Here is a 19,407-nt window from a genome sequence, read left to right as displayed (position 1 = left end):
GTACACCGCGTCAGGCGGGAACGCTCGCCACGCCGTTCGCGAGGAACGGCTTGCCGTTCACCCGCTCCGAGACGCCCTCACGGTCCAGGTACGGCGTGATGCCGCCCAGGTGGAAGGGCCAGCCGGCGCCGGTGATCAGGCACAGGTCGACGTCCTGAGCCTCGGCCACCACGCCCTCGTCCAGCATCAGGCCGATCTCCTGCGCCACGGCCTCCAGCACCCGCGCCCGCACCTGCTCCTCGGTCAGGACGACGTCGCCCTGCACCAGCAGCGCGGCGACCTCGGGGTCCAGCTCCGGCTTGCCGGACTCGTACGTGTAGAAGCCCCGCTTGCCCGCCTTGACGACCGCGGCCAGGTTCGGCGAGACCGTGAAGCGGTCCGGGAAGGCACGGTTCAGGGTCTCGGAGACGTGCAGCCCGATCGCCGGACCGACCAGCTCCAGCAGCACCAGCGGAGACATCGGCAGGCCCAGCGGCTCCACCGCCTTCTCCGCCACCGCCACCGGGGTGCCCTCGTCGATCACGTTCTGGATCTCGCCCATGAAGCGGGTCAGGATCCGGTTCACGACGAACGCCGGGGCGTCCTTCACCAGCACCGCGGTCTTCTTCAGCTTCTTCGCCACCCCGAAGGCGGTGGCGAGGGAGGCGTCGTCCGTCTTCTCCCCGCGGACGATCTCCAACAGCGGCAGCACCGCGACCGGGTTGAAGAAGTGGAAGCCGACGACCCGCTCGGGGTGCTTCAGCTTCGCGGCCATCTCGCTCACCGAGAGCGAGGAGGTGTTGGTGGCCAGGATCGCGTGCGCGGGCGCGACCGCCTCGACCTCCGCGAACACCTGCTGCTTGACGCGCATCTCCTCGAAGACGGCCTCGATGACGAAGTCCGCGTCCGAGAAGCCCTCGGCCTTGTCGAGGACGCCGGTCACCAGCGCCTTGAGCCGGTTGGCCTTGTCCTGGTTGATCCGGCCCTTGCCGAGCAGCTTGTCGACCTCGCCGTGGACGTAACCCACGCCCTTGTCGATGCGCTCCTGGTCGATGTCGGTCAGCACGACCGGCACCTCGAGGCGGCGCAGGAACAGCAGCGCCAGCTGCGAGGCCATCAGGCCCGCGCCGACGACGCCGACCTTCGTGACCGGCCGGGCCAGGTTCTTGTCCGGCGCGCCCGCCGGCCGCTTGCCGCGCTTCTGCACCAGGTTGAAGGCGTAGATGCCGCTGCGCAGCTCGCCGCCCATGATCAGGTCGGCCAGCGCCCGGTCCTCGGCGTCGAAGCCGGCCTGGAGGTCGCCGTCCTTGGCCGCGGCGACGATCTCCAGCGCGCGGTACGCGGCCGGGGCGGCGCCGTGCACCTTGGCGTCCGCGATCGCCCGGCCGCGGGCGACGGCGGCGTCCCACGCCGCGCCGCGGTCGACCTCGGCGCGCTCCACCGCGGTGGCGCCGGTGAGCACCGAAGCGGTCCACAGCAGCGACTGCTCCAGGAAGTCCGCACCGTCGAAGATCGCGTCGGCGATCCCCAGTGCGTGGACCTGCTCGCCCTTCATCTGGCGGTTCTGGTTGAGCGAGTTCTCCACGATCACCGTCACCGCGCGGTCCGCGCCGATCAGGTTCGGCAGCAGGGCGCAGCCGCCCCAGCCCGGCACCAGACCGAGGAAGACCTCGGGCAGCGAGAAGGCCGGGATCGCCCGCGAGACGGTGCGGTACGTGCAGTGCAGACCGACCTCCACGCCGCCGCCCATCGCCGCGCCGTTGTAGTACGCGAAGCTGGGCACCGCGAGGGAGGCCAGGCGCTTGAAGACGTCGTGGCCGCCCTTGGCGATGGCCAGCGCGTCCTCGTGGCGGCCGACCCGCTCCACGCCCTTGAGGTCGGCGCCGACGGCGAAGATGAACGGCTTGCCGGTGACGCCGACGCCGACGATCGAGCCCTCGGCCGCCTCCCGCTCGACCTGGTCGAGCGCGGCGTCGAGGTTGGCCAGCGACTGCGGGCCGAAGGTGGTCGGCTTGGTGTGGTCCAGGCCGTTGTCCAGGGTGATCAGCGCGAACCGGCCGGCCCCGGCGGGCAGGTCCAGATGGCGTACGTGCGCGCTGGTGACGACCTCGTCCGGGAAGAGTTCGGCCGCACCCTTCAGCAGTTCCGCGGTGGTGCTCACTTGTCCCCCTCGAAGTGCGGGTTCTCCCAGATGACGGTCGCGCCCATGCCGAAGCCGACGCACATGGTGGTGAGGCCGTAGCGGACCTCGGGCTGCGCCTCGAACTGGCGGGCGAGCTGGGTCATCAGCCGTACGCCGGAGGAGGCCAGCGGGTGGCCGTACGCGATGGCCCCGCCGTACTGGTTGACCCGCGGATCGTCGTCCGCGATGCCGTAGTGCTCCAGGAACGCCAGCACCTGGACGGCGAACGCCTCGTTGATCTCGAACAGGCCGATGTCCTCGATGGACAGGCCCGCCTGCGCCAGCGCCTTCTCGGTCGCCGGGATCGGTCCGTACCCCATGACCTCCGGCTCGACACCGGCGAAGGAGTACGCCACCAGGCGCATCTTGACCGGCAGGCCGTTCTCGCGCGCGAAGTCCTCGGAGGCGATCACGGCGGCGGTGGCGCCGTCGTTGAGCCCGGCGGCGTTGCCGGCGGTGACCCGGCCGTGGGTGCGGAAGGGGGTCTTCAGCGCGGCGAGGTTCTCCAGCGTGGTGCCCGGGCGCATCGGCTCGTCCTGGGTGGCCAGGCCCCAGCCGGTCTCCCCGCCCTCGGGGGTGGTGCGGCGGATCGAGATCGGCACCAGGTCCTGCTGGATCGTGCCGTTCGCGTACGCCTTGGCCGCCTTCTCCTGCGAGCGCACGGCGTACTCGTCGGCGCGCTGCTTGGTGATGGAGGGGTAGCGGTCGTGCAGGTTCTCCGCGGTCATGCCCATGAAGAGGGCGGACTCGTCAACGAGCTTCTCGCTGACGAAGCGGGGGTTGGGGTCGACGCCCTCGCCCATCGGGTGGCGGCCCATGTGCTCCACGCCGCCGGCGATGACCACGTCGTACGCGCCGAACGCGATCGAGCCGGCCGTCGTCGTCACCGCGGTGAGCGCGCCCGCGCACATCCGGTCGACGGAGTAGCCCGGCACGGACTGCGGCAGGCCCGCGAGGATGCCGGCGGTGCGGCCGATGGTCAGCCCCTGGTCGCCGATCTGGGTGGTCGCGGCGATGGCGACCTCGTCGATCTTCGCCGGGTCGAGGGCCGGGTTGCGGCGCAGCAGCTCCCGGATCGCCTTGACGACGAGATCGTCGGCGCGGGTCTCGTGGTAGATGCCCTTCGGGCCCGCCTTGCCGAACGGGGTGCGGACGCCGTCGACGAAGACGACGTCCCTGACGGTACGAGGCACGATGGCTCTCCTCCAGGGTGCGGGATGGCACTGCTGCGGGGCGTGCGCCGAGTGGGGCTAAGCGCGCGCTTCCCCCTCATGCTACTTACGGGTAACCCTAGTGCCCACCCCCCGCACGCCGAGCGGTGAACGTCACACCCCACGCCACGCGCGCTGCGCATGCCTTGCGGCGTCAGCGCGGGTCCCTCGGCGCGGCCGGACATGCCCGCCGTTCCCCTGCGGGAGCGTTGGTCTCCACCGGCCGGTGGTGGGCTTGTCGCGCAGTTCCCCGCGCCCCTAAAACCCGCAGCTCGGCCCGCAGACAAATGACGGGGGCAGCGAATCAGGGGCGCGGGGAACTGCGCGACAAGCCACCCACTGGGCCGCAGGGGGCAGTGCACCCGCGGGGTTGCAGCGGGAGGGTTTTGGGGCGGAACTGTGCGAGCAAGCCCCATGCAGGGCCGCACAGACCAACGCGCCCCCCAGGGCAGTGGCGGGTATGGCCAGCGGCGCAGGAAGCCGGCCGCCGGGCTTCCCCCCCCCGCGCCCGGAGGGCGAAGGGGGGTTACTTCGTCGGGGTCAGGGCACGAGACAGCGCGGGGGACACCAGCGCCGCCTGCCAAGCCCGCGCCCCGAGCAACCGCAGCGCGGACGTCACCGACTCCGGCGAGCGATCCTTCGGCGGCTCCCAGCAGATCCGCCGCACCGTGTCCGGCGAGATCAGGTTCTCCTGGGGCAGGTGCAGCTCCTCCGCCAGCGCCGAGACCGCCGCCCGCGCCGCGGACAGGCGGGCCGCCGCCGCGGGGTCCTTGTCCGCCCAGGCGCGCGGTGGCGGCGGACCGTTCAGCGGCTGCCCTTGCTGCGGCAGCTCACCGTCCGGGAGCGACTTCGCCCGGTCGATCGCCGCCTGCCACTGCTCCAGCTGCCGCCGGCCCATGCGATGGCTGAAACCGGTCAGTCCGCTCAGCGAGTGGACGTGCGCCGGCAGGGCCAGCGCCGCCTCGACGATCGCGGCGTCGCTGAGCACCTTGCCCGGCGAGACGTCCCGCCGCTGGGCGATCAGGTCGCGCGTGGTCCACAGCTCCCGGACGACCGCCATCTGTCGACGCCGGCGCACCTTGTGCATGCCGGAGGTGCGGCGCCAGGGGTCCTTGCGCGGCGCGGGCGGCGGCGCGGAGGCGATCGACTCGAACTCCTCGTGCGCCCACTCCAGCTTCCCCTGCCGGTCCAGCTCCTTCTCCAGGGCGTCCCGCAGGTCGATCAGGAGCTCCACGTCGAGCGCGGCGTACCGCAGCCACGGTTCGGGCAGCGGGCGGGTGGACCAGTCGACCGCGGAGTGGCCCTTCTCCAGGGCGTAGCCGAGTACGGACTCGACCATCGCGCCCAGTCCGACGCGCGGGAAGCCGGCGAGGCGGCCGGCCAGCTCGGTGTCGAAGAGCCGGCTGGGAACCATGCCTATCTCCCGGAGGCAGGGCAGGTCCTGCGTCGCGGCGTGCAAGATCCACTCGGTGTCGCCGAGCGTGGCGCCGAGGGCGGAGAGGTCGGGGCAGCCGACGGGGTCGATCAGCGCGCTGCCCGCCCCCGAGCGGCGCAGCTGGACCAGATAGGCCCGCTGGCCGTAGCGGTATCCCGAGGCCCGCTCGGCGTCCACCGCGACCGGGCCGCTGCCCGCCGCGAAGGCGGCGACGACCTCGGCGAGCGCCTGGGCGTCGGCAACCACGGGCGGAATGCCCTCACGCGGCTCCAACAGGGGGATCGGGGCCTCTTCGGCTGCGACGCCGGCGTCCGGGGGAGCGCCCCCGGCGGTTCGCAGTGCGGTCTCTGCTGCGGTGTTTCGGGCGTCGGTCACGTGTCAAGGGTATCCGTGAACGGCGTGCGCCTGTCGACGGAAACGATCCGTCGACAGGCGCACGGGGGAAGCGCGGGGGAGCGGGTGGGTCAGTGGATGATTCCGGTGCGCAGCGCCACCGCGACCATGCCCGCGCGGTCGCCGGTGCCGAGCTTGCGCGCGATGCGCGCCAGGTGGCTCTTGACGGTCAGCGCCGACAGGCCCATGGAGACGCCGATGGCCTTGTTCGACTGGCCCTCCGCCACCAGCCGCAGGACCTCGACCTCGCGGCCCGACAGCTCCCGGTAGCCGCCCGGGTGGCTCGGGGCGCCCGGGGGGCGGCGGTGGCCCAGCCGGGCGGCTGCGGCCCCGATGGGGGCGGCGCCCGGGCGGGTGGGGTGGCCGATGTTCGTGCGGGTGCCGGTGACCACGTAGCCCTTGACCCCGCCCGCCAGGGCGTTGCGCACGGCGCCGATGTCGTCGGCCGCGGAGAGCGCGAGGCCGTTCGGCCAGCCGGCGGCGCGGGTCTCGGACAGCAGGGTGAGCCCCGAGCCGTCGGGCAGGTGGACGTCGGCGACGCAGATGTCGCGCGGGTTGGCGATGCGGGGGCGGGCCTCCGCGATGGACGACGCCTCGATGACGTCCCGTACGCCGAGGGCCCACAGGTGGCGGGTGACGGTGGAGCGGACGCGCGGGTCGGCCACGACGACCATGGCCGTCGGCTTGTTCGGACGATAGGCGACCAGGCTTGCGGGCTGCTCGAGAAGGACGGACACCGGGCTCCTCCTGGGGGGAAGGTGCGGGGACGGGGCCGGCTCGGGGATGAAGCCGGGGCGTTCCGTGAAGTTAGGGTCACTGACCTCTTCGGCAGCCCGACGGGCGTCCTTTAGGGAATGATCACGATTTGGTGAGTAACAATTAGTGCAATTCGGACGCGTGATCGATCATCCTACGAGTGAGCTGACGGTCCGTCGGCTGGCGGGTCGGACAGTGGGGGGTCGACGGCGCACCGCGGCCCCTGACAGCGGTGCGGCCCGGGACCAGTGTCCCGGGCCGCACGAGTCGCCGCGCACCGCGTGCGCCGGCGGACGTCAGCGGTGCTGCGGCCCCCGCCGCTGCGGAAGCGTCACCACGCCCGTCGCCATGTCCGCCGTACCCACCGGCGCCGGCGGCAGCCCCGCGATCTGACACAGCAGGTCACACCAGGCGGCGAGGTGCGCCGCCGCGTCCGGCGCCGAGCAGTGCCCCTCCCTCGGGGTCCACGACGCGCGGATCTCGATCTGCGTCGCGGGGCGGCGCTGGCCGAGTCCACCGAAATAGTGAGAGCTCGCCCGGGTGACGGTGCCGCTCGGCTCCCCGTACGACAGGCCGCGCGCCTCCAGCGCACCCGTCAACCACGACCAACACACCTCCGGCAACAGCGGATCCGCGGCCATCTCCGGCTCCAACTCCGCGCGCACCAGCGTCACCAGACGGAAGGTGCCCTGCCAGGCCTCGTGCCCGTCGGGGTCGTGCAGCAGCACCAGCCGGCCGTCCGCCAGGTCCTCGCCCTCGTCGACGACCGCCGCCTCCACCGCGTACGCGTGCGGGGCGAGCCGCTGCGGGGGGCGGGCCGGGTCCAGTTCGACCTCGGGGCGCAGCTGCGCGGTCCGTAGCGCTTCGACCGCCAGCCGGAACGCCCGGGGGACGGCGTTCTGCTCCGCGCCCGACGACGAGTCGGCGCCCTCTGAAGGTCCAGCATGTTCAGCATGATCGGAAAAACGTCCCTGAGCCGCAGCCATGCGGGGAAGACTAGGCGGAACGGGGCGTGCGCGCAGGGAAGGACACCCCGCACCCGACGGCCGCTTTCCGGGTACGTGCGAAGATTTGGGCGTGAGCGCCAACGACCGCCCCGCGGGCCCCCAGCCGAAGACGCACGACTCCGCCTTCTTGAAGGCGTGCCGACGAGAGCCGGTGCCCCACACCCCGGTGTGGTTCATGCGCCAGGCGGGGCGCTCGCTGCCCGAGTACCTGAAGGTGCGCGAGGGCATCCCGATGCTGGAGTCCTGCATGCGGCCGGAGCTGGTCAAGGAGATCACCCTCCAGCCGGTGCGGCGGCACGGGGTCGACGCGGCGATCTTCTTCAGCGACATTGTCGTCCCGCTCAAGGCCATCGGCGTCGACCTCGACATCAAGCCGGGCGTGGGGCCCGTCGTCGCCGAGCCGATCCGCAGCCGCGCGGACCTGGACCGGCTGCGGGAGCTGACCCCCGACGACGTCCGGTACGTCACCGAGGCGATCGGGCTGCTGACCGCGGAGCTGGGCTCCACCCCGCTGATCGGCTTCGCCGGCGCGCCCTTCACGCTCGCCAGCTACCTCGTGGAGGGCGGCCCCTCGCGCAACCACGAGCACACCAAGGCGCTGATGTACGGCGACCCGGAGCTGTGGGCGGACCTGCTGGACCGGCTCGCGGGGATCACCTCCACGTTCTTGAAGGTCCAGATCGAGGCGGGCGCGAGCGCGGTGCAGCTCTTCGACTCCTGGGTCGGGGCGCTCGCCCCGGCGGACTACCGGCGCTCCGTGATGCCGGCGTCCACCAAGGTCTTCGACTCCGTCGCGGGCTACGGCGTGCCCCGCATCCACTTCGGCGTGGGCACCGGCGAACTGCTCGGCCTGCTCGGCGAGGCCGGCGCGGACGTGGTCGGCGTCGACTGGCGCGTCCCCCTCGACGAGGCGGCCCGCCGCGTGGGGCCGGGCAAGGCGCTCCAGGGGAACCTCGACCCCGCGGTCCTGTTCGCGCCGACCGCGGCGGTGGAGGCGAAGACGCGTGAGGTGCTGGAGGCGGCGGAGGGGTTGGAGGGGCACGTGTTCAACCTGGGCCACGGGGTCCTGCCGACGATGGACCCGGACGCGCTGACCCGTCTCGTGGACTTCGTCCACACGGAGACGTCGAGCGCGTGACGCCTGCGGCGGGCTTGGTGGGCCTACTCGCCGTTAGCCCCGCGGGCACGCTGCTCCACGCGCCCCGTGGGACAACGGCGGGTGGGTACTTTCGCGGGGAGTTGCGCGACCAGCCCACCGGACCGCACAGGCCAACGCGCCCCGCAGGGCTACCGCGGAGGTGTCAGGGGCGCGAGGAACCGCGTGGAGACGTTCCGCACGGTCGCGCGGGGGGTCACGGGCGCTTGGTCAGGAGTTTGGTGGCGCGGCGGGAGGCCACGAGGACCGGGTCCCAGACCGGGGAGAACGGGGGCGCGTAGCCGAGGTCGAGCGCGGTCATCTGCTCGACCGTCATCCCCGCCGTCAACGCCACCGCCGCGATGTCCACCCGCTTCGCCGCCCCCTCCCGCCCCACGATCTGCAGGCCCAGCAGACGCCCGGTGCCCCGCTCCGCGATGATCTTGACGGTCATCAGGCCCGCGTCGGGGTAGTAGCCGGCGCGTGCGGTGGACTCGACGGTGGCGGTGACGTACTGGAGGCCCACCGCCGACGCGTCCTTCTCCCGCAGCCCGGTGCGGGCGATCTCCAGGTCGCAGACCTTGCTGACGGCGGTGCCGACGACGCCGGGGAACGTCCCGTAGCCGCCGCCCACGTTCGCGCCGATGACCTGGCCGTGCTTGTTGGCGTGGGTGCCCAGCGGCACGTACCGCTCGCGTCCCGAGACCAGGTCCAGCACCTCCACGCAGTCGCCGCCCGCCCAGATCGCCTCCTGCCCGCGCACCCGCATCGACAGGTCCGTGAGCAGGCCGCCGTACGCGCCCAGCGGCAGCCCCGCCGCGCGGGCCAGTTCCGTCGCCGGTTCGACGCCGATGCCCAGCACCACGACGTCGGCCGGGTACTCGGCGTCCGCCGTGGTGACCGCGCGCACCCGGCCGTCCGGGCCGGTCAGCACCGCGGTGACCTCGGCGCGGTCGACCGTGGTGATGCCCAGTCCGTCCATCGCGGTGTGCACGAGCCGACCCATGTCGGGGTCGAGCGTGGCCATCGGCTGTTCGCCGCGGTTCAGGACGGTGACCTCGAAGCCGCGGTTGAGCATCGCCTCGGCCATCTCGACGCCGATGTAGCCGGCGCCCACGACGACCGCGCGGCGGCCCGCGGTGGCCCCGATCGCGTCGATGAGCGCCTGCCCGTCGTCGAGGGTCTGCACGCCGTGCACCCCGGGGGCGTCGATGCCGGGGATCGGCGGGCGGACGGGGCGGGCGCCGGTCGCGATCACGAGCTTGTCGTACCCGGTCCAGCCCTCCGCGCCGGTCTCCAGGTCGCGCGAGCGGACCCGGCCGCGCGCGGTGTCGACCTCCGTGACCTCCGTACGCATCCGCAGGTCGATCGCGCGCTCGCGGTGCTCGGCGGGCGTACGGGCGATCAGGTCGTCGCGCTCGGCGACCTGACCGCCGATCCAGTACGGGATGCCGCACGCCGAGAACGAGCTGAAGTGCCCGCGTTCGAACGCGACGATCTCCAACTCCTCGGGCGTGCGGAACCTGCGCGCCTGCGACGCGGCCGACATGCCCGCCGCGTCGCCCCCGATGACCACCAGTCGCTCTGCTGTCATGGTCCATACGCTACGGGGAGCCCGTCGGCGGCCCGCCCCCGCCCACCTCGCGCACACCCGTTCCGCACCGGTCACGTTCGGGGCCCGCAGCGGGGTCTGAGACAGTGGGGGCATGTCTTCCCAGCATGTGGACACCGCACCCGGGTCGGGACCGCCCGCCCGTCACGTCGTCGTCATCGGAGGCGGCATCTCCGGGCTCGCCGCCGCCCATCGGCTGGTCACCGCCGGAGCGCGGGTGACCCTGCTGGAGGCCGGCGGCCGGCTCGGCGGCAAGCTCCACCGCGGCGAGATCGCCGGCGCCCCGGTCGACCTGGGCGCCGAGTCGATGCTGGCGCGCCGCCCCGAGGCCGTCGACCTGGCCCGGGCCGTCGGCCTCGGCGACCGGCTCCAGCCGCCCGCCACCAGCACCGCGTCCATCTGGACCCGCGGCGCACTGCGGCCCATGCCGCGCGGCCACGTGATGGGCGTGCCCGCCGGCCCCGACGCCCTCGGCGCGCTGCTCTCCGACGAGGGCCTCGCCCGGATCGTCCGGGAAGGCGAACTCGCCCCCGCCGAAGTCGGCGACGACGTCGCCATCGGGCAGTACGTCGCCGAACGCCTCGGCCGCGAGGTCGTCGACCGGCTGGTGGAACCGCTGCTCGGCGGGGTGTACGCCGGCGACTCGTACCGCATCTCGATGCGGGCGGCCGTCCCCCGGCTCTTCGAGGCCGCCCGACGGCACCCCTCGCTCCTCGACGCCGTGCGCGAGGTCCAGGCCGAAGCACAGGCGCAGCAGCAGGGCGGACCCGTCTTCCTCGGCATCGACGGCGGCGTCGGCACCCTGCCGCTCGCCGTCGCCGACGCGGTGCGCGCCGCCGGCGGCGAACTGCGCACCGGGACGCGCGTGCTCGGCCTGGCCCGCGCCGGCGCCGACGGCTGGCGGGTGCGCACCGACAGCGACACCCTCACCGCGGACGCCGTGATCATCGCCACCCCCGCCTGGTCGGCCGCCGAACTGCTCTCCGGCGAGTCCCCGGCCGCCGCCACCGAACTCGGAACCATCGAGTACGCCTCGATGTCCCTGGTCACCCTGGCCTTCCGCCGCTCCGAGCTGGGCGCGCTGCCCGACGGCAGCGGCTTCCTCGTACCGCCCGTCGACGGCCGGTCGATCAAGGCGTCCACCTTCTCCAGCCAGAAGTGGCAGTGGGTGGCCGACGGCTCCGCCGACCTCTTCGTGCTGCGGACCTCGCTCGGCCGGTACGGCGAGGAGGAGCACCTGCACCGCGAGGACGCCGAACTCGTCGAGGCGTCCCTGCGGGACCTCGGCGACGCCGTCGGGCTCGCCGCCCGACCCGTGGCCAGCGAGGTCACCCGCTGGATCGGCGGCCTGCCGCAGTACCCCGTCGGCCACGTCGCGCGCACCGCCCGGATCCGCGCCGAAGTCGCCAAACTGCCCGGTCTACGGGTCTGCGGGGCGGCCTACGACGGCGTCGGCATCCCCGCCTGCATCGCCGACGGACAGCGCGCCGCGGACGAGGTCCTCCACCAGGACCACCCTGCTGACGAGCGCCGATCGGGACGCGGGACAATGGCCTCATGAGTGCGCCAGAAAAGATTCCGAACGCGGGCAAGAAGGCCAAAGACCTCAACGAGGTCATCCGGTACACGCTGTGGTCGGTCTTCAAGCTGCGCGACGTGCTGCCCGACGACCGCGCCGGCTACGCCGACGAGGTCCAGGACCTGTTCGACCAGCTCGCCGCCAAGGACATCAAGATCCGCGGCACGTACGACCTCTCCGGGCTGCGTGCCGACGCCGATCTGATGATCTGGTGGCACGCCGAGACCGCGGACGAACTCCAGGAGGCGTACAACCTCTTCCGCCGCACCCGCTTCGGGCGCGCGCTGGAGCCCGTCTGGTCGAACATGGCGCTGCACCGCCCCGCCGAGTTCAACAAGTCGCACATCCCGGCGTTCCTCGCCGACGAGAACCCGCGCGACTACGTCAGCGTGTATCCCTTCGTGCGCTCGTACGACTGGTACCTGCTGCCCGACGAGGAGCGCCGCCGGATGCTCGCCGAGCACGGCAAGATGGCCCGCGGCTACCCGGACGTGCGCGCCAACACGGTCGCGTCGTTCTCCCTCGGTGACTACGAGTGGATCCTCGCCTTCGAGGCGGACGAGCTGCACCGCATCGTCGACCTGATGCGCCATCTGCGCGCCTCGGACGCCCGGATGCACGTCCGCGAGGAGATCCCGTTCTTCACGGGCCGTAGGAAGTCCGTGTCCGAGCTGGTGGCGGGCCTTGCGTAGTCTCCGGCCGGGGGTCCGGGGGTTGTCCCCCGGGGGATGCAGCACGGGCCGTAGGAAGTCCGTGGCCGAGCTGGTGGCGGGACTGGCGTAATCTTTCGGCTGCGGCCCGGGGAGTCCCCGGGCCGGTGATGTGGTGGCGGAGCCGGCCGACGGCCCCGCCACCGGGACCCGGAAGATCAGACGGGGGTGCGCGGCAGCACGGGCTGCGGCGCGCTCCGGTCCAGCGACACCGGGTCGGGCTCCGGGTGCGGCGCGCACGACGCGCGCCGCACCGGCGCCTCGCCGCGGAGCAGGTACTCCTCCAGGTACGAGTTCACGCAGTCGTTCGGCCCGCCGCCGATGCCGTGGGTGCCGGCGTCCTCCTCCGTGATCAGCACGGCGCCCTTGAGCCGCCGGGTCAACTCCTTCGCCCCCGCGTAGGGCGTCGCCGCGTCCCGCTCCGCGGCCAGGATCAGCACGGGCGGCAGTTGGCCCCAGCGGGTGCGCACCTGGAGCGGCTGTTGACGCGGCGCGGACCAGAAGGCGCACGGCAGGTTCAGCCAGGCGTTGTCCCAGGTCTCGAACGGCGCCCTGCGCGCCAGTTCGGTGTTGTCGCGGTCCCAGACCTCCCACTCGGTGGGCCAGGGCGCGTCGTTGCACTCGACGGCCGTGTACACCGCGTTCGCGTTCTCCGCCGCCTTCGCCTGCCCGCGCCGCGGCGCGGCCTGGGCGATCAGCGGTTCGTCGTTGCCGCGCAGGTACTCGGAGAGCGCGGTCGCGCGCGGCACCCAGTAGTCGTCGTAGTACCCGGCGCCCAGGAACGCCGACTGGAGTTGGCCGGGGCCCACCACCCCGCCCGCGGGCTCGTCGGCGAGCTTCGCCTTCGCCTCCTCGTAGCGGTCGGCGACCTCCTCGGGCGTGGTGCCCAGGCCGAAGGTGGCGTCGTGCCGGGCGACCCACGCCCGGAAGTCCGCCCAGCGGCGCTCGAACGCCAGTGACTGGTCGAGGTTGTTGCGGTACCAGATCTTCTCGCGGGCCGGGTGCACTGCCGAGTCGAAGACCATGCGCCGTACGTGCGAGGGGTGCAGGGTGGCGTACAGCGCCCCGATGTAGGTGCCGTACGAGGCGCCCATGAAGGTCAGCCGCTGCTCGCCGAGCGCCGCGCGCAACACGTCGAGGTCCCGGGCGTTGTTGAGGGACGTGTAGTGCCGCAGGGCGTCGCCCGCCCGGCGCGCGCAGCCGTCCGCGTACGCCCGCGCCTCGGCGATCCGCTCCCGCTTGAACGCCTCCGACGGGACCGCGGGGGACTGCGTCGGCGCCTTCACGTGGTCCTCGGCGTCCTGGCAGGACAGCGGCGCGGAGCGGCCGACGCCCCGCGGCGCGTAGCCCACCAGGTCGTACGCGCGGGCCAGTCGCCGCCACTCGGGCAGCCCGGCGTAGAGCGGGAAGTGCATGCTGGAGGCGCCGGGTCCGCCGGGGTTGTAGACCAACGCGCCCTGGTGCTCGGTGGTTTCGCCGGCGGCCAGCTTCCGGCTGACGGTCAGTCGGATCGTCCGGCCGTCGGGTCGCGCGTAGTCCAGCGGCACCTCGACCGTGCCGCAGGAGACGGACGACGGCAGTGACTCCTCCTTCGGACAGGTGCCGAAGGAGACGCCGGCCGCTGCGGCGCGCTCGGCGGCGACCGCCGTGCCGCGGGACTCGGCGTCGGGCGGGGCCTCGCGGCCGGGGGCCAGGCCGTTGGCGGTCGGCACGGCGAGTGCCGAGACCACCAGCGAGCCGAGTCCGGCCACGAGTCCGTACGCCAACCCTGCTCTCGTCACGTTCCGTTCCCTTCGTGCGGACGGTAGTGCAGTGCAGGGATTTTTCGGGGTATGTGTCGAGCTGTAAAGCACCTTTGTGTGGTGTCGCGGCCAATGCCTCCTATGCGCCGTGCGCCCGCTGGTGTGCGCCCGTCAGCCGCCCCCTCCTCCGCAGCCGCCGCCACCGCCACCACAGCCGCCTCCGCCCCCTCCTCCGCCGCCTCCACCGCTCCCGCCGCCGCAGCCCCCTCCGCCTCCGCAGCCGCTGCTCATGCCGCAGCCGGAGCCGGAGCCGCCGCCGTCGCTGCTGCCGCACCAACTCGCCCCGGCCGAGGGGGTGACGGAGTCAAAGGACGACGAGAAGGGGCCCGCGGTCGCGACGGCGATCGGGACCGCAGCCGCGGCGGCCATCAAGACCCGTACGTCGTGGTCGGGCACCATGCTCGGGCCGACCAGCGCCACCCGCACCCTGGTGGCCCGACTGGCGCTGTGCGTCCCGCGGTACATTCGCAGCGCCTTCCGGCCGGTCCTGGTCACCCGTCGGCGCAGCCGGCCGTTGACCAGGCCCCCGACGAGCGCGCCGCCGAGCAACTGCGGCAGGACGGACAGGATGAACGGCTCGTCGTCGGACAGGGTCACGAAGGTGAAGACGAGGGAGCCGACCAGGCCGAGCAGACAGGCCGCGACCAGGGCGAGCGCCATGCGCCGCACCACCCGGCGCTGCCACGTGGGGCGGCTCATCAGCCCCTGGTCGGCGAGCCGGTCGCCGATCTCCTGGACGACGGGCGCGGCGACCGCCGCCTTCCGCAGGTCCCTGAGCTCCCCGTGGTCGTACTGCCTGGCGAGGTCGAGTACGCCCTGCTGGACGGCGTCGCGGGCGCGGGAGCCACGCACCGTGACGATGCCGTGGCCCGAGACCGGCCGCGGCGCGGTGATGTCGAGCTTCCCGTCCTCGTTGAGCCCGGCGACGGCCGTGTCGACGACGCGCGGCGGCCCGGCGATGAGGAACGCGGCCTCGTAGATGCTGCGGATCGAACGGTCCTTGCCGTGCGACGCCCGTCGCGTGCGGACGGAGAGGGCCGCGGCGACCAGGAACACGCTGAGCGAGCCGACGAGCACGGCGAGGACGAAGCTGAGTAGCGGACGGTCGTTCATGTGTCTCCCCCTGAGCGGGCGCGACACCGGCCGCGCCCGACGATCCGTACGGGGGCGGACCGGTGCCGAGGTCCGCCCTGTGCCCTTGCCACTCCTTCCTGGCGGGCTGCGACGACTCAAGCGGGCTGCGACGAACGGGCGGCGACGAGCGGGGCGCGGGCGGGATCAGCCGCCGCAGCCCCCGCAACCACCGCAGCCGCCGCCCCCGCAGCCGCCTCCGTCACCGCCGCAACTTCCGCCGCCCCCGCCGCAGCTCGAACCGCCCTTCTTGTCCTCGCTGCCGCCGCAGCTCGTCGTCGCGCCCGAGCCGCACCACGCGGCCTGCGACGAGCCGTCGGCGGCCATGGCGGCGGGAGCGGCGACCGCGACGAACGCCACCGCAGCCGCGGCGACCATCACCTTCTGGACGGTGGGGTCCTCGATGCCCTTCTTCAGGCCCTTCACCACCACCAGGCCCGCGGGCGACTGCGTCTTCTCGTTCCGCTCCCGGTGGTCGGCGAGCGCCTTCAGACCGGCCTTGGTGGTCCGGCTGCGAACCTTGCTCCGTACGACCCCCGCGACGACCGCGCCGACCAGCAGCATCGGGCCGACGTGGAGGACGAACGGCCCGGTCACGACCGGCAGGTCGTAGTCGTAGTTCGCCGCGGTGAGCACGAAGGAGGCGAACAGCGCGAACAGGAACACCGTCTTCTGCGTCAGCGCCCAGATCCGCAGCGTCCGACGGTCCCGGGTGGGCGTGACCATCAGCCCCTGTCCCGCGAGCCGGTGCCCCAACGACTGGATCGTGGCCGAGCGGGCGGCCGTGTGCCGCAGCGCGGACAGCGAGCCGTTCGGCGCGCTCTCGGCCGCGTCGAGCACCGCCTGCTCCACCGCGTCGCGGGCCTCGGCCCGGACGACCGAGACGATGCCGGGCTCGGCCAGCTTGACGCGTTCGTCGGCGACCAGTTCGACCAGCGCGGCGTCCACGACGCGCAGCGGGCCGCCGCTGAGGAACGCGGCCTCGTACACGTCGTCGACCCGGGTGCCCCCGCCCTTGACCATGCCGCGCCGGCGGTGCCGGCGGGACACCGACGCCTCGACGACCAGCCAGACGGTGAGGACCCCCACGACGACGTTCACCAGCACGGCGACGCTGCTCAGTCCCACGACTACCTCCCCACGAGTGCGGCCCGGGCCGCACGGACGATCCGGGTGGCGCGGCGCGGGCGGCGCTCCCCGGTGCGCTCCTGCCACCAACGCGTCAGCTGCCGACGCGTCCGCTCGTCCTCGGGACGGCCGGCGACCAACAGCTGTTCGACGAAGTCCAGCGCGTCCCGACGGTACCCCGCGCGCATCGGACGCTTCCCCGCGTACGCGAGGAAGGCGGCACGGTACCCGTCGCCGAGGATCTGCGGAAGCTCCGGCGCGATCTTCGCCACGACCTGCGCCCGCTTGACCGTCAACGCACGGCTCTGCACCCGCAGTCGGCGCTGGTCGAACTCCTCCGGCGCGGGCGTCCCGGCGACCAGCGCCGACAACAGCGCGGCCTGGGAGATCGCCAGCCGCTCCCGGGCGGGCTCCGTCGCCCCGTCCGCCTGCTCTTGGGGAGCGGGGGAGGGCGACGGCCCGCTGCCCGCGACGGACTCGTCCGCGGCGACCGCGTCGTCCGGGTGCGGGCGGGCCGAAGCCAGCACCGTACGGATCGCGGTCAGCTCCGCCGCCAACTCCTCCTGCGGCGGGAAGTTGTCGTCCCGCTCCAGCAGCACCCCCGGCGGCGCCACCCGCGACACCAACTCGCGCAGCACGTCCAGCACGGGCTCGGAAACGGGGTGGGCGTGGGTGTCGTGCCAGACCCCGTCCCGCTCGACGCCGCCGGCGACGTGGACGTACGCGATCGCCTCCACGGGCAGCTCGGCCAGGGCCTTGGCGGGGTCCTCGCCCCGGTTGACGTGGTTGGTGTGGAGGTTGGCCACGTCGATCAGCAGCCGCACCCCGGTCCGCTCCACCAACTCCGCCAGGAACTGCCCCTCCGACATCTCCTCGCCGGGCCAGGCGATGAGGGCCGCGATGTTCTCCAGCGCCAGCGGCACGGGCAACTGGTCCTGCGCGATGCGGACGTTCTCGCACAGCACGGCCAGCGCGTCGCGGGTGCGCGGCACCGGCAGCAGGTGCCCGGCCTCCAGCACCGGGGACGCGGTGCGCGCGCCGCCCGCCCGTACGAATGCGATGTGCTCGGTGACCAGCGGCGCGTCCAGCGCCACGGCCCGCTCCGCGAGGTCCTTCAGCTTCTGCTCGCTGGGGCGGTCGGCGCCGCCCAGGCCCAGGGAGACACCGTGTGGGACGACGGTGGTGCCGCGGGCGCGCAGCCGGGTGAGGGACGCCGGCACGTGGCCGGGACACACGTTCTCCGCGACGACTTCGACCCAGTCGACACCGCTGAGGCGCTCCACCGCCTCCGCGATCTCCGGTCGCCAGCCGATGCCGGTGCCGAGCGTGCTGTGTCGCATCGTTCCTCCCCCTGGTGACTGCGCCGTGCGACGGTGCGTGCAGGGGTCATGGCCCCGTAGCTCGACGATGAATCCCAGAAGGGGGACGTTCAGAGGAGGATTTGAGGTTCCCGTCGCGCGTGGGGAAATCCGGGGGAGTTCAGGACGGCGCCGGCGCGAGGGTGTCGAGGGCGTCGGCGGGCGGGGCCGGGCGGTCGGTGTTGACGGCCGTGGGCGCCCCCGGCCCGGTCGACGGGCGGGACGTGAAGGTGCCGCTCCCGGTCGGCTGCGCCGCGTCGGGGGCCGTCGGCACCCCGCCGGCCGGCGGCGGCGGGCCGGTCGGGCTCGCGGTCGTGCCGTCCGCCGCCTCGTTCGCGATCGCGTCGAAGTCGACCAGACCGGTGGCCTCCAGCATGGTGATGTGGTCCAGCACGGTCTGGTTGGCGTCCGTCGCCAACTGGCGTATCAGGGAGTTGCGGGTGGTGTGCCGGACCTGGGCGATCAGGGCGAAGACCTTGCCGTGGGCGTTGCGCAGCAGGTTCGCGAACTTCCGCTCGTACTCCCGGCCGCTGGCCGCGGACAGCTCCCGCAGCCACCCCTGCTGCTGCTCGTTCGGCTGGTTCGGCAGCTCGATCCCGAGCTTGGCCGCCACGTCGCGGGCGCGGGCGTCCAGGTCCGCGTGGCCCACGACGAGGTGGTCGCCCGCGTCCTTGATGGCCCGGGTCGGCGCCCGCTCGATGGCCTGCTGGCCCGCGGGCAGCTCCCACAGGCCGGCGAGCCGGACCTTCACGAGGAAGTCGCGGTCGGTGGCGGACAGCGGCCCGTACGGGGTCGCCACGGTGGCGGCGGCGAGCTTGTCCCGTCCGGTGCCCGAGCGGTCCGCGTACGACCACACCGGGAACGCCAGCGCCCCGACCGTGGCGAGGAGGGCCGCGATGATCAGGGCCGTTCCGTTGATGCGCCGCTGCAAGGTGCCTCCCGAGCCGATGTGCCTTCGACGAATCCGTTCCGTCGGCCGCCGGACCGATGTCGGCGTGGTCGGCGTCATCGGTGCGACGGCAGTGGGAGGTACGCAATCGGGCCGGCCGGTGTTCAAACGGCCGGCGTCGAAACGACCGCGGCCCGGCGCGGCGCGGGTTCGGCCCGGCTCGACTGGGCGCGGCCCGGCCCGCCGCGGCGGTCAGCTGGCGGCGAGCCGGGCCCGCAGCGCCGGATGGTCGGCGACCACCGTGCAGGAGCCGGGGGCGATCTCCGTGTACCCGGCGTCCCGCACGACCGGTAGCCCGCTCGCGACGAGCGCCTCCCACCGCGCGGGCTCCGCCGTGCGCACCGCGAGGGCGAACCCGGACGCGGCCCAGGCCGCGCGCTCCGCACCGGTCAGCTCCCACCAGGCGAGCTGGGCGCCGTGCCCGGACTGCGCCATGGCCTTGCCCGCCGACATGTCGAGCCCGGGGCTCAACCACAGCACCGGCCCTTCGGGGCCGGGCGCGGCCGGCGGCTCGGGGTCCGTGAGGTCGGTCCCCGACACCTGGAGCCGCGCCAGGTCCTTCGGCCAGCCGCCGAGCGGTACCGGCGGGAAGACCCGCACCTCCGCCGTCGCGCCGACCACCGTGACGCCCGGCAGCGCCGAGGCCCTGCGCCACTCGGCGCCGCGCGCCCGACGGACCACCTTGCGGATCCGCGCGTCCTGCCAGTCCCGCACCGCCCGCGCCCACTCGCCGTCCCCGACGGACCGCTCGTCGGCCAGCATCGTCAGCACCGCGCGGGCGGCGGTCTCCAACGCGTCCGTACGGGCCGGGGGAGCGGCCTTCTCGATCCGGGCGACCAACGGCAGCACGAACTGCGGCGCCGCGTCACGGTCGGTGTCGGTGGGGTCGACGGGGCTGGTGGGCTCCTTGGGGCTGGCAGTGCCAGTAGGGGGCGTGGTGCCGTCGGGGCTGAGGGGTTCGCTGCTCACCCCGCCCAGTCTGCCAGCCGGGGCAAAACAGGTAAGTCTTTGGCCAAACAGGTCCGTCTGGGTGAGGATGC

The 19,407-nt window shown here is 73.5% G+C and carries 15 protein-coding genes; 3 read left to right on the top strand and 12 right to left on the bottom strand.

The genetic code is table 11. The features are described 5' to 3' along the window. Positions 1-10 precede the first annotated feature (10 nt). The 5 genes from ABZ842_RS31995 to ABZ842_RS31975 all read right to left on the bottom strand — a co-directional run bounded on the left by ABZ842_RS31995 (position 11) and on the right by ABZ842_RS31975 (position 6,942). The gene (locus ABZ842_RS31995) at positions 11-2,140 is read right to left on the bottom strand and encodes a 3-hydroxyacyl-CoA dehydrogenase NAD-binding domain-containing protein (RefSeq protein ID WP_361544746.1); all 2,130 of its coding nucleotides are present in this window, start codon (positions 2,138-2,140) and stop codon (positions 11-13) included. Continuing rightward, entirely contained in the window at positions 2,137-3,354 is a 1,218-nt protein-coding gene (locus tag ABZ842_RS31990) for an acetyl-CoA C-acyltransferase (protein ID WP_361544743.1), read from the bottom strand. Before ABZ842_RS31990 ends, ABZ842_RS31995 begins: the two co-directional genes overlap by 4 nt. 544 nt (positions 3,355-3,898) lie before the next feature. After that, positions 3,899-5,182 carry a ribonuclease D gene (locus ABZ842_RS31985; RefSeq protein WP_361544740.1) on the bottom strand — a complete coding sequence of 428 codons (1,284 nt, stop codon included), beginning with the start codon at positions 5,180-5,182 and terminating at the stop codon, positions 3,899-3,901. An 89-nt stretch (positions 5,183-5,271) separates the two neighbouring features. Continuing rightward, entirely contained in the window at positions 5,272-5,937 is a 666-nt protein-coding gene (locus tag ABZ842_RS31980) for a response regulator transcription factor (RefSeq protein WP_361544737.1), read from the bottom strand. 315 nt (positions 5,938-6,252) lie between these two features. Beyond that, positions 6,253-6,942: a DUF3000 domain-containing protein gene (locus tag ABZ842_RS31975; RefSeq protein WP_361544734.1), complete on the bottom strand. Its 690-nt coding sequence runs from the start codon at positions 6,940-6,942 to the stop codon at positions 6,253-6,255. A 91-nt stretch (positions 6,943-7,033) separates the two neighbouring features. Between ABZ842_RS31975 and hemE the strand changes: the two genes are divergently transcribed. Continuing rightward, positions 7,034-8,101, top strand: a complete 1,068-nt coding sequence (hemE, locus tag ABZ842_RS31970) for a uroporphyrinogen decarboxylase (RefSeq protein WP_361544731.1) — start codon at positions 7,034-7,036, stop codon at positions 8,099-8,101. 214 nt (positions 8,102-8,315) lie between these two features. On the opposite strand, the gene ABZ842_RS31965 is transcribed toward hemE, so the two are convergent. Beyond that, entirely contained in the window at positions 8,316-9,692 is a 1,377-nt protein-coding gene (locus tag ABZ842_RS31965; RefSeq protein ID WP_361544728.1) for an FAD-dependent oxidoreductase, read from the bottom strand. A gap of 112 nt (positions 9,693-9,804) precedes the next feature. Between ABZ842_RS31965 and hemG the strand changes: the two genes are divergently transcribed. Beyond that, positions 9,805-11,271 carry a protoporphyrinogen oxidase gene (gene hemG, locus ABZ842_RS31960; RefSeq protein ID WP_361544725.1) on the top strand — a complete coding sequence of 489 codons (1,467 nt, stop codon included), beginning with the start codon at positions 9,805-9,807 and terminating at the stop codon, positions 11,269-11,271. Continuing rightward, positions 11,268-11,981 (top strand): hydrogen peroxide-dependent heme synthase, encoded by a 714-nt coding sequence (gene hemQ / locus ABZ842_RS31955; RefSeq protein ID WP_361544722.1) that lies wholly within the window; start codon positions 11,268-11,270, stop codon positions 11,979-11,981. The genes hemG and hemQ overlap by 4 nt, the downstream gene beginning before the upstream one ends. A 176-nt stretch (positions 11,982-12,157) precedes the next feature. Here hemQ and ABZ842_RS31950 read toward each other — a convergent pair whose 3' ends face one another. The 6 genes from ABZ842_RS31950 to ABZ842_RS31925 form a co-directional block, all read right to left on the bottom strand. Continuing rightward, positions 12,158-13,780: an alpha/beta hydrolase gene (locus ABZ842_RS31950; RefSeq protein WP_361544719.1), complete on the bottom strand. Its 1,623-nt coding sequence runs from the start codon at positions 13,778-13,780 to the stop codon at positions 12,158-12,160. Between the two features lie 132 nt (positions 13,781-13,912). After that, positions 13,913-14,914 (bottom strand): TIGR04222 domain-containing membrane protein, encoded by a 1,002-nt coding sequence (locus ABZ842_RS31945; protein WP_361544716.1) that lies wholly within the window; start codon positions 14,912-14,914, stop codon positions 13,913-13,915. A gap of 165 nt (positions 14,915-15,079) precedes the next feature. Next, the gene (locus ABZ842_RS31940) at positions 15,080-16,060 is read right to left on the bottom strand and encodes a TIGR04222 domain-containing membrane protein (RefSeq protein ID WP_361544713.1); all 981 of its coding nucleotides are present in this window, start codon (positions 16,058-16,060) and stop codon (positions 15,080-15,082) included. A 2-nt stretch (positions 16,061-16,062) separates the two neighbouring features. Continuing rightward, positions 16,063-17,400 carry a DUF692 domain-containing protein gene (locus tag ABZ842_RS31935; RefSeq protein ID WP_361544710.1) on the bottom strand — a complete coding sequence of 446 codons (1,338 nt, stop codon included), beginning with the start codon at positions 17,398-17,400 and terminating at the stop codon, positions 16,063-16,065. Positions 17,401-17,539: 139 nt separating this feature from the next. Then, positions 17,540-18,349: a DUF4142 domain-containing protein gene (locus ABZ842_RS31930; RefSeq protein WP_361544707.1), complete on the bottom strand. Its 810-nt coding sequence runs from the start codon at positions 18,347-18,349 to the stop codon at positions 17,540-17,542. 210 nt (positions 18,350-18,559) lie between these two features. Further along, positions 18,560-19,336 carry a peptidyl-tRNA hydrolase gene (locus ABZ842_RS31925; RefSeq protein ID WP_361544704.1) on the bottom strand — a complete coding sequence of 259 codons (777 nt, stop codon included), beginning with the start codon at positions 19,334-19,336 and terminating at the stop codon, positions 18,560-18,562. Positions 19,337-19,407 lie beyond the last annotated feature (71 nt).

The sequence above is a fragment of the Streptomyces sp. NPDC047315 genome (assembly GCF_040643215.1).
Taxonomy (GTDB): Bacteria; Actinomycetota; Actinomycetes; order Streptomycetales; family Streptomycetaceae; genus Streptomyces.
The sequence above is the reverse complement of the archived record's forward strand: the minus strand, read 5'-3'. Positions and strand labels throughout refer to the sequence as shown.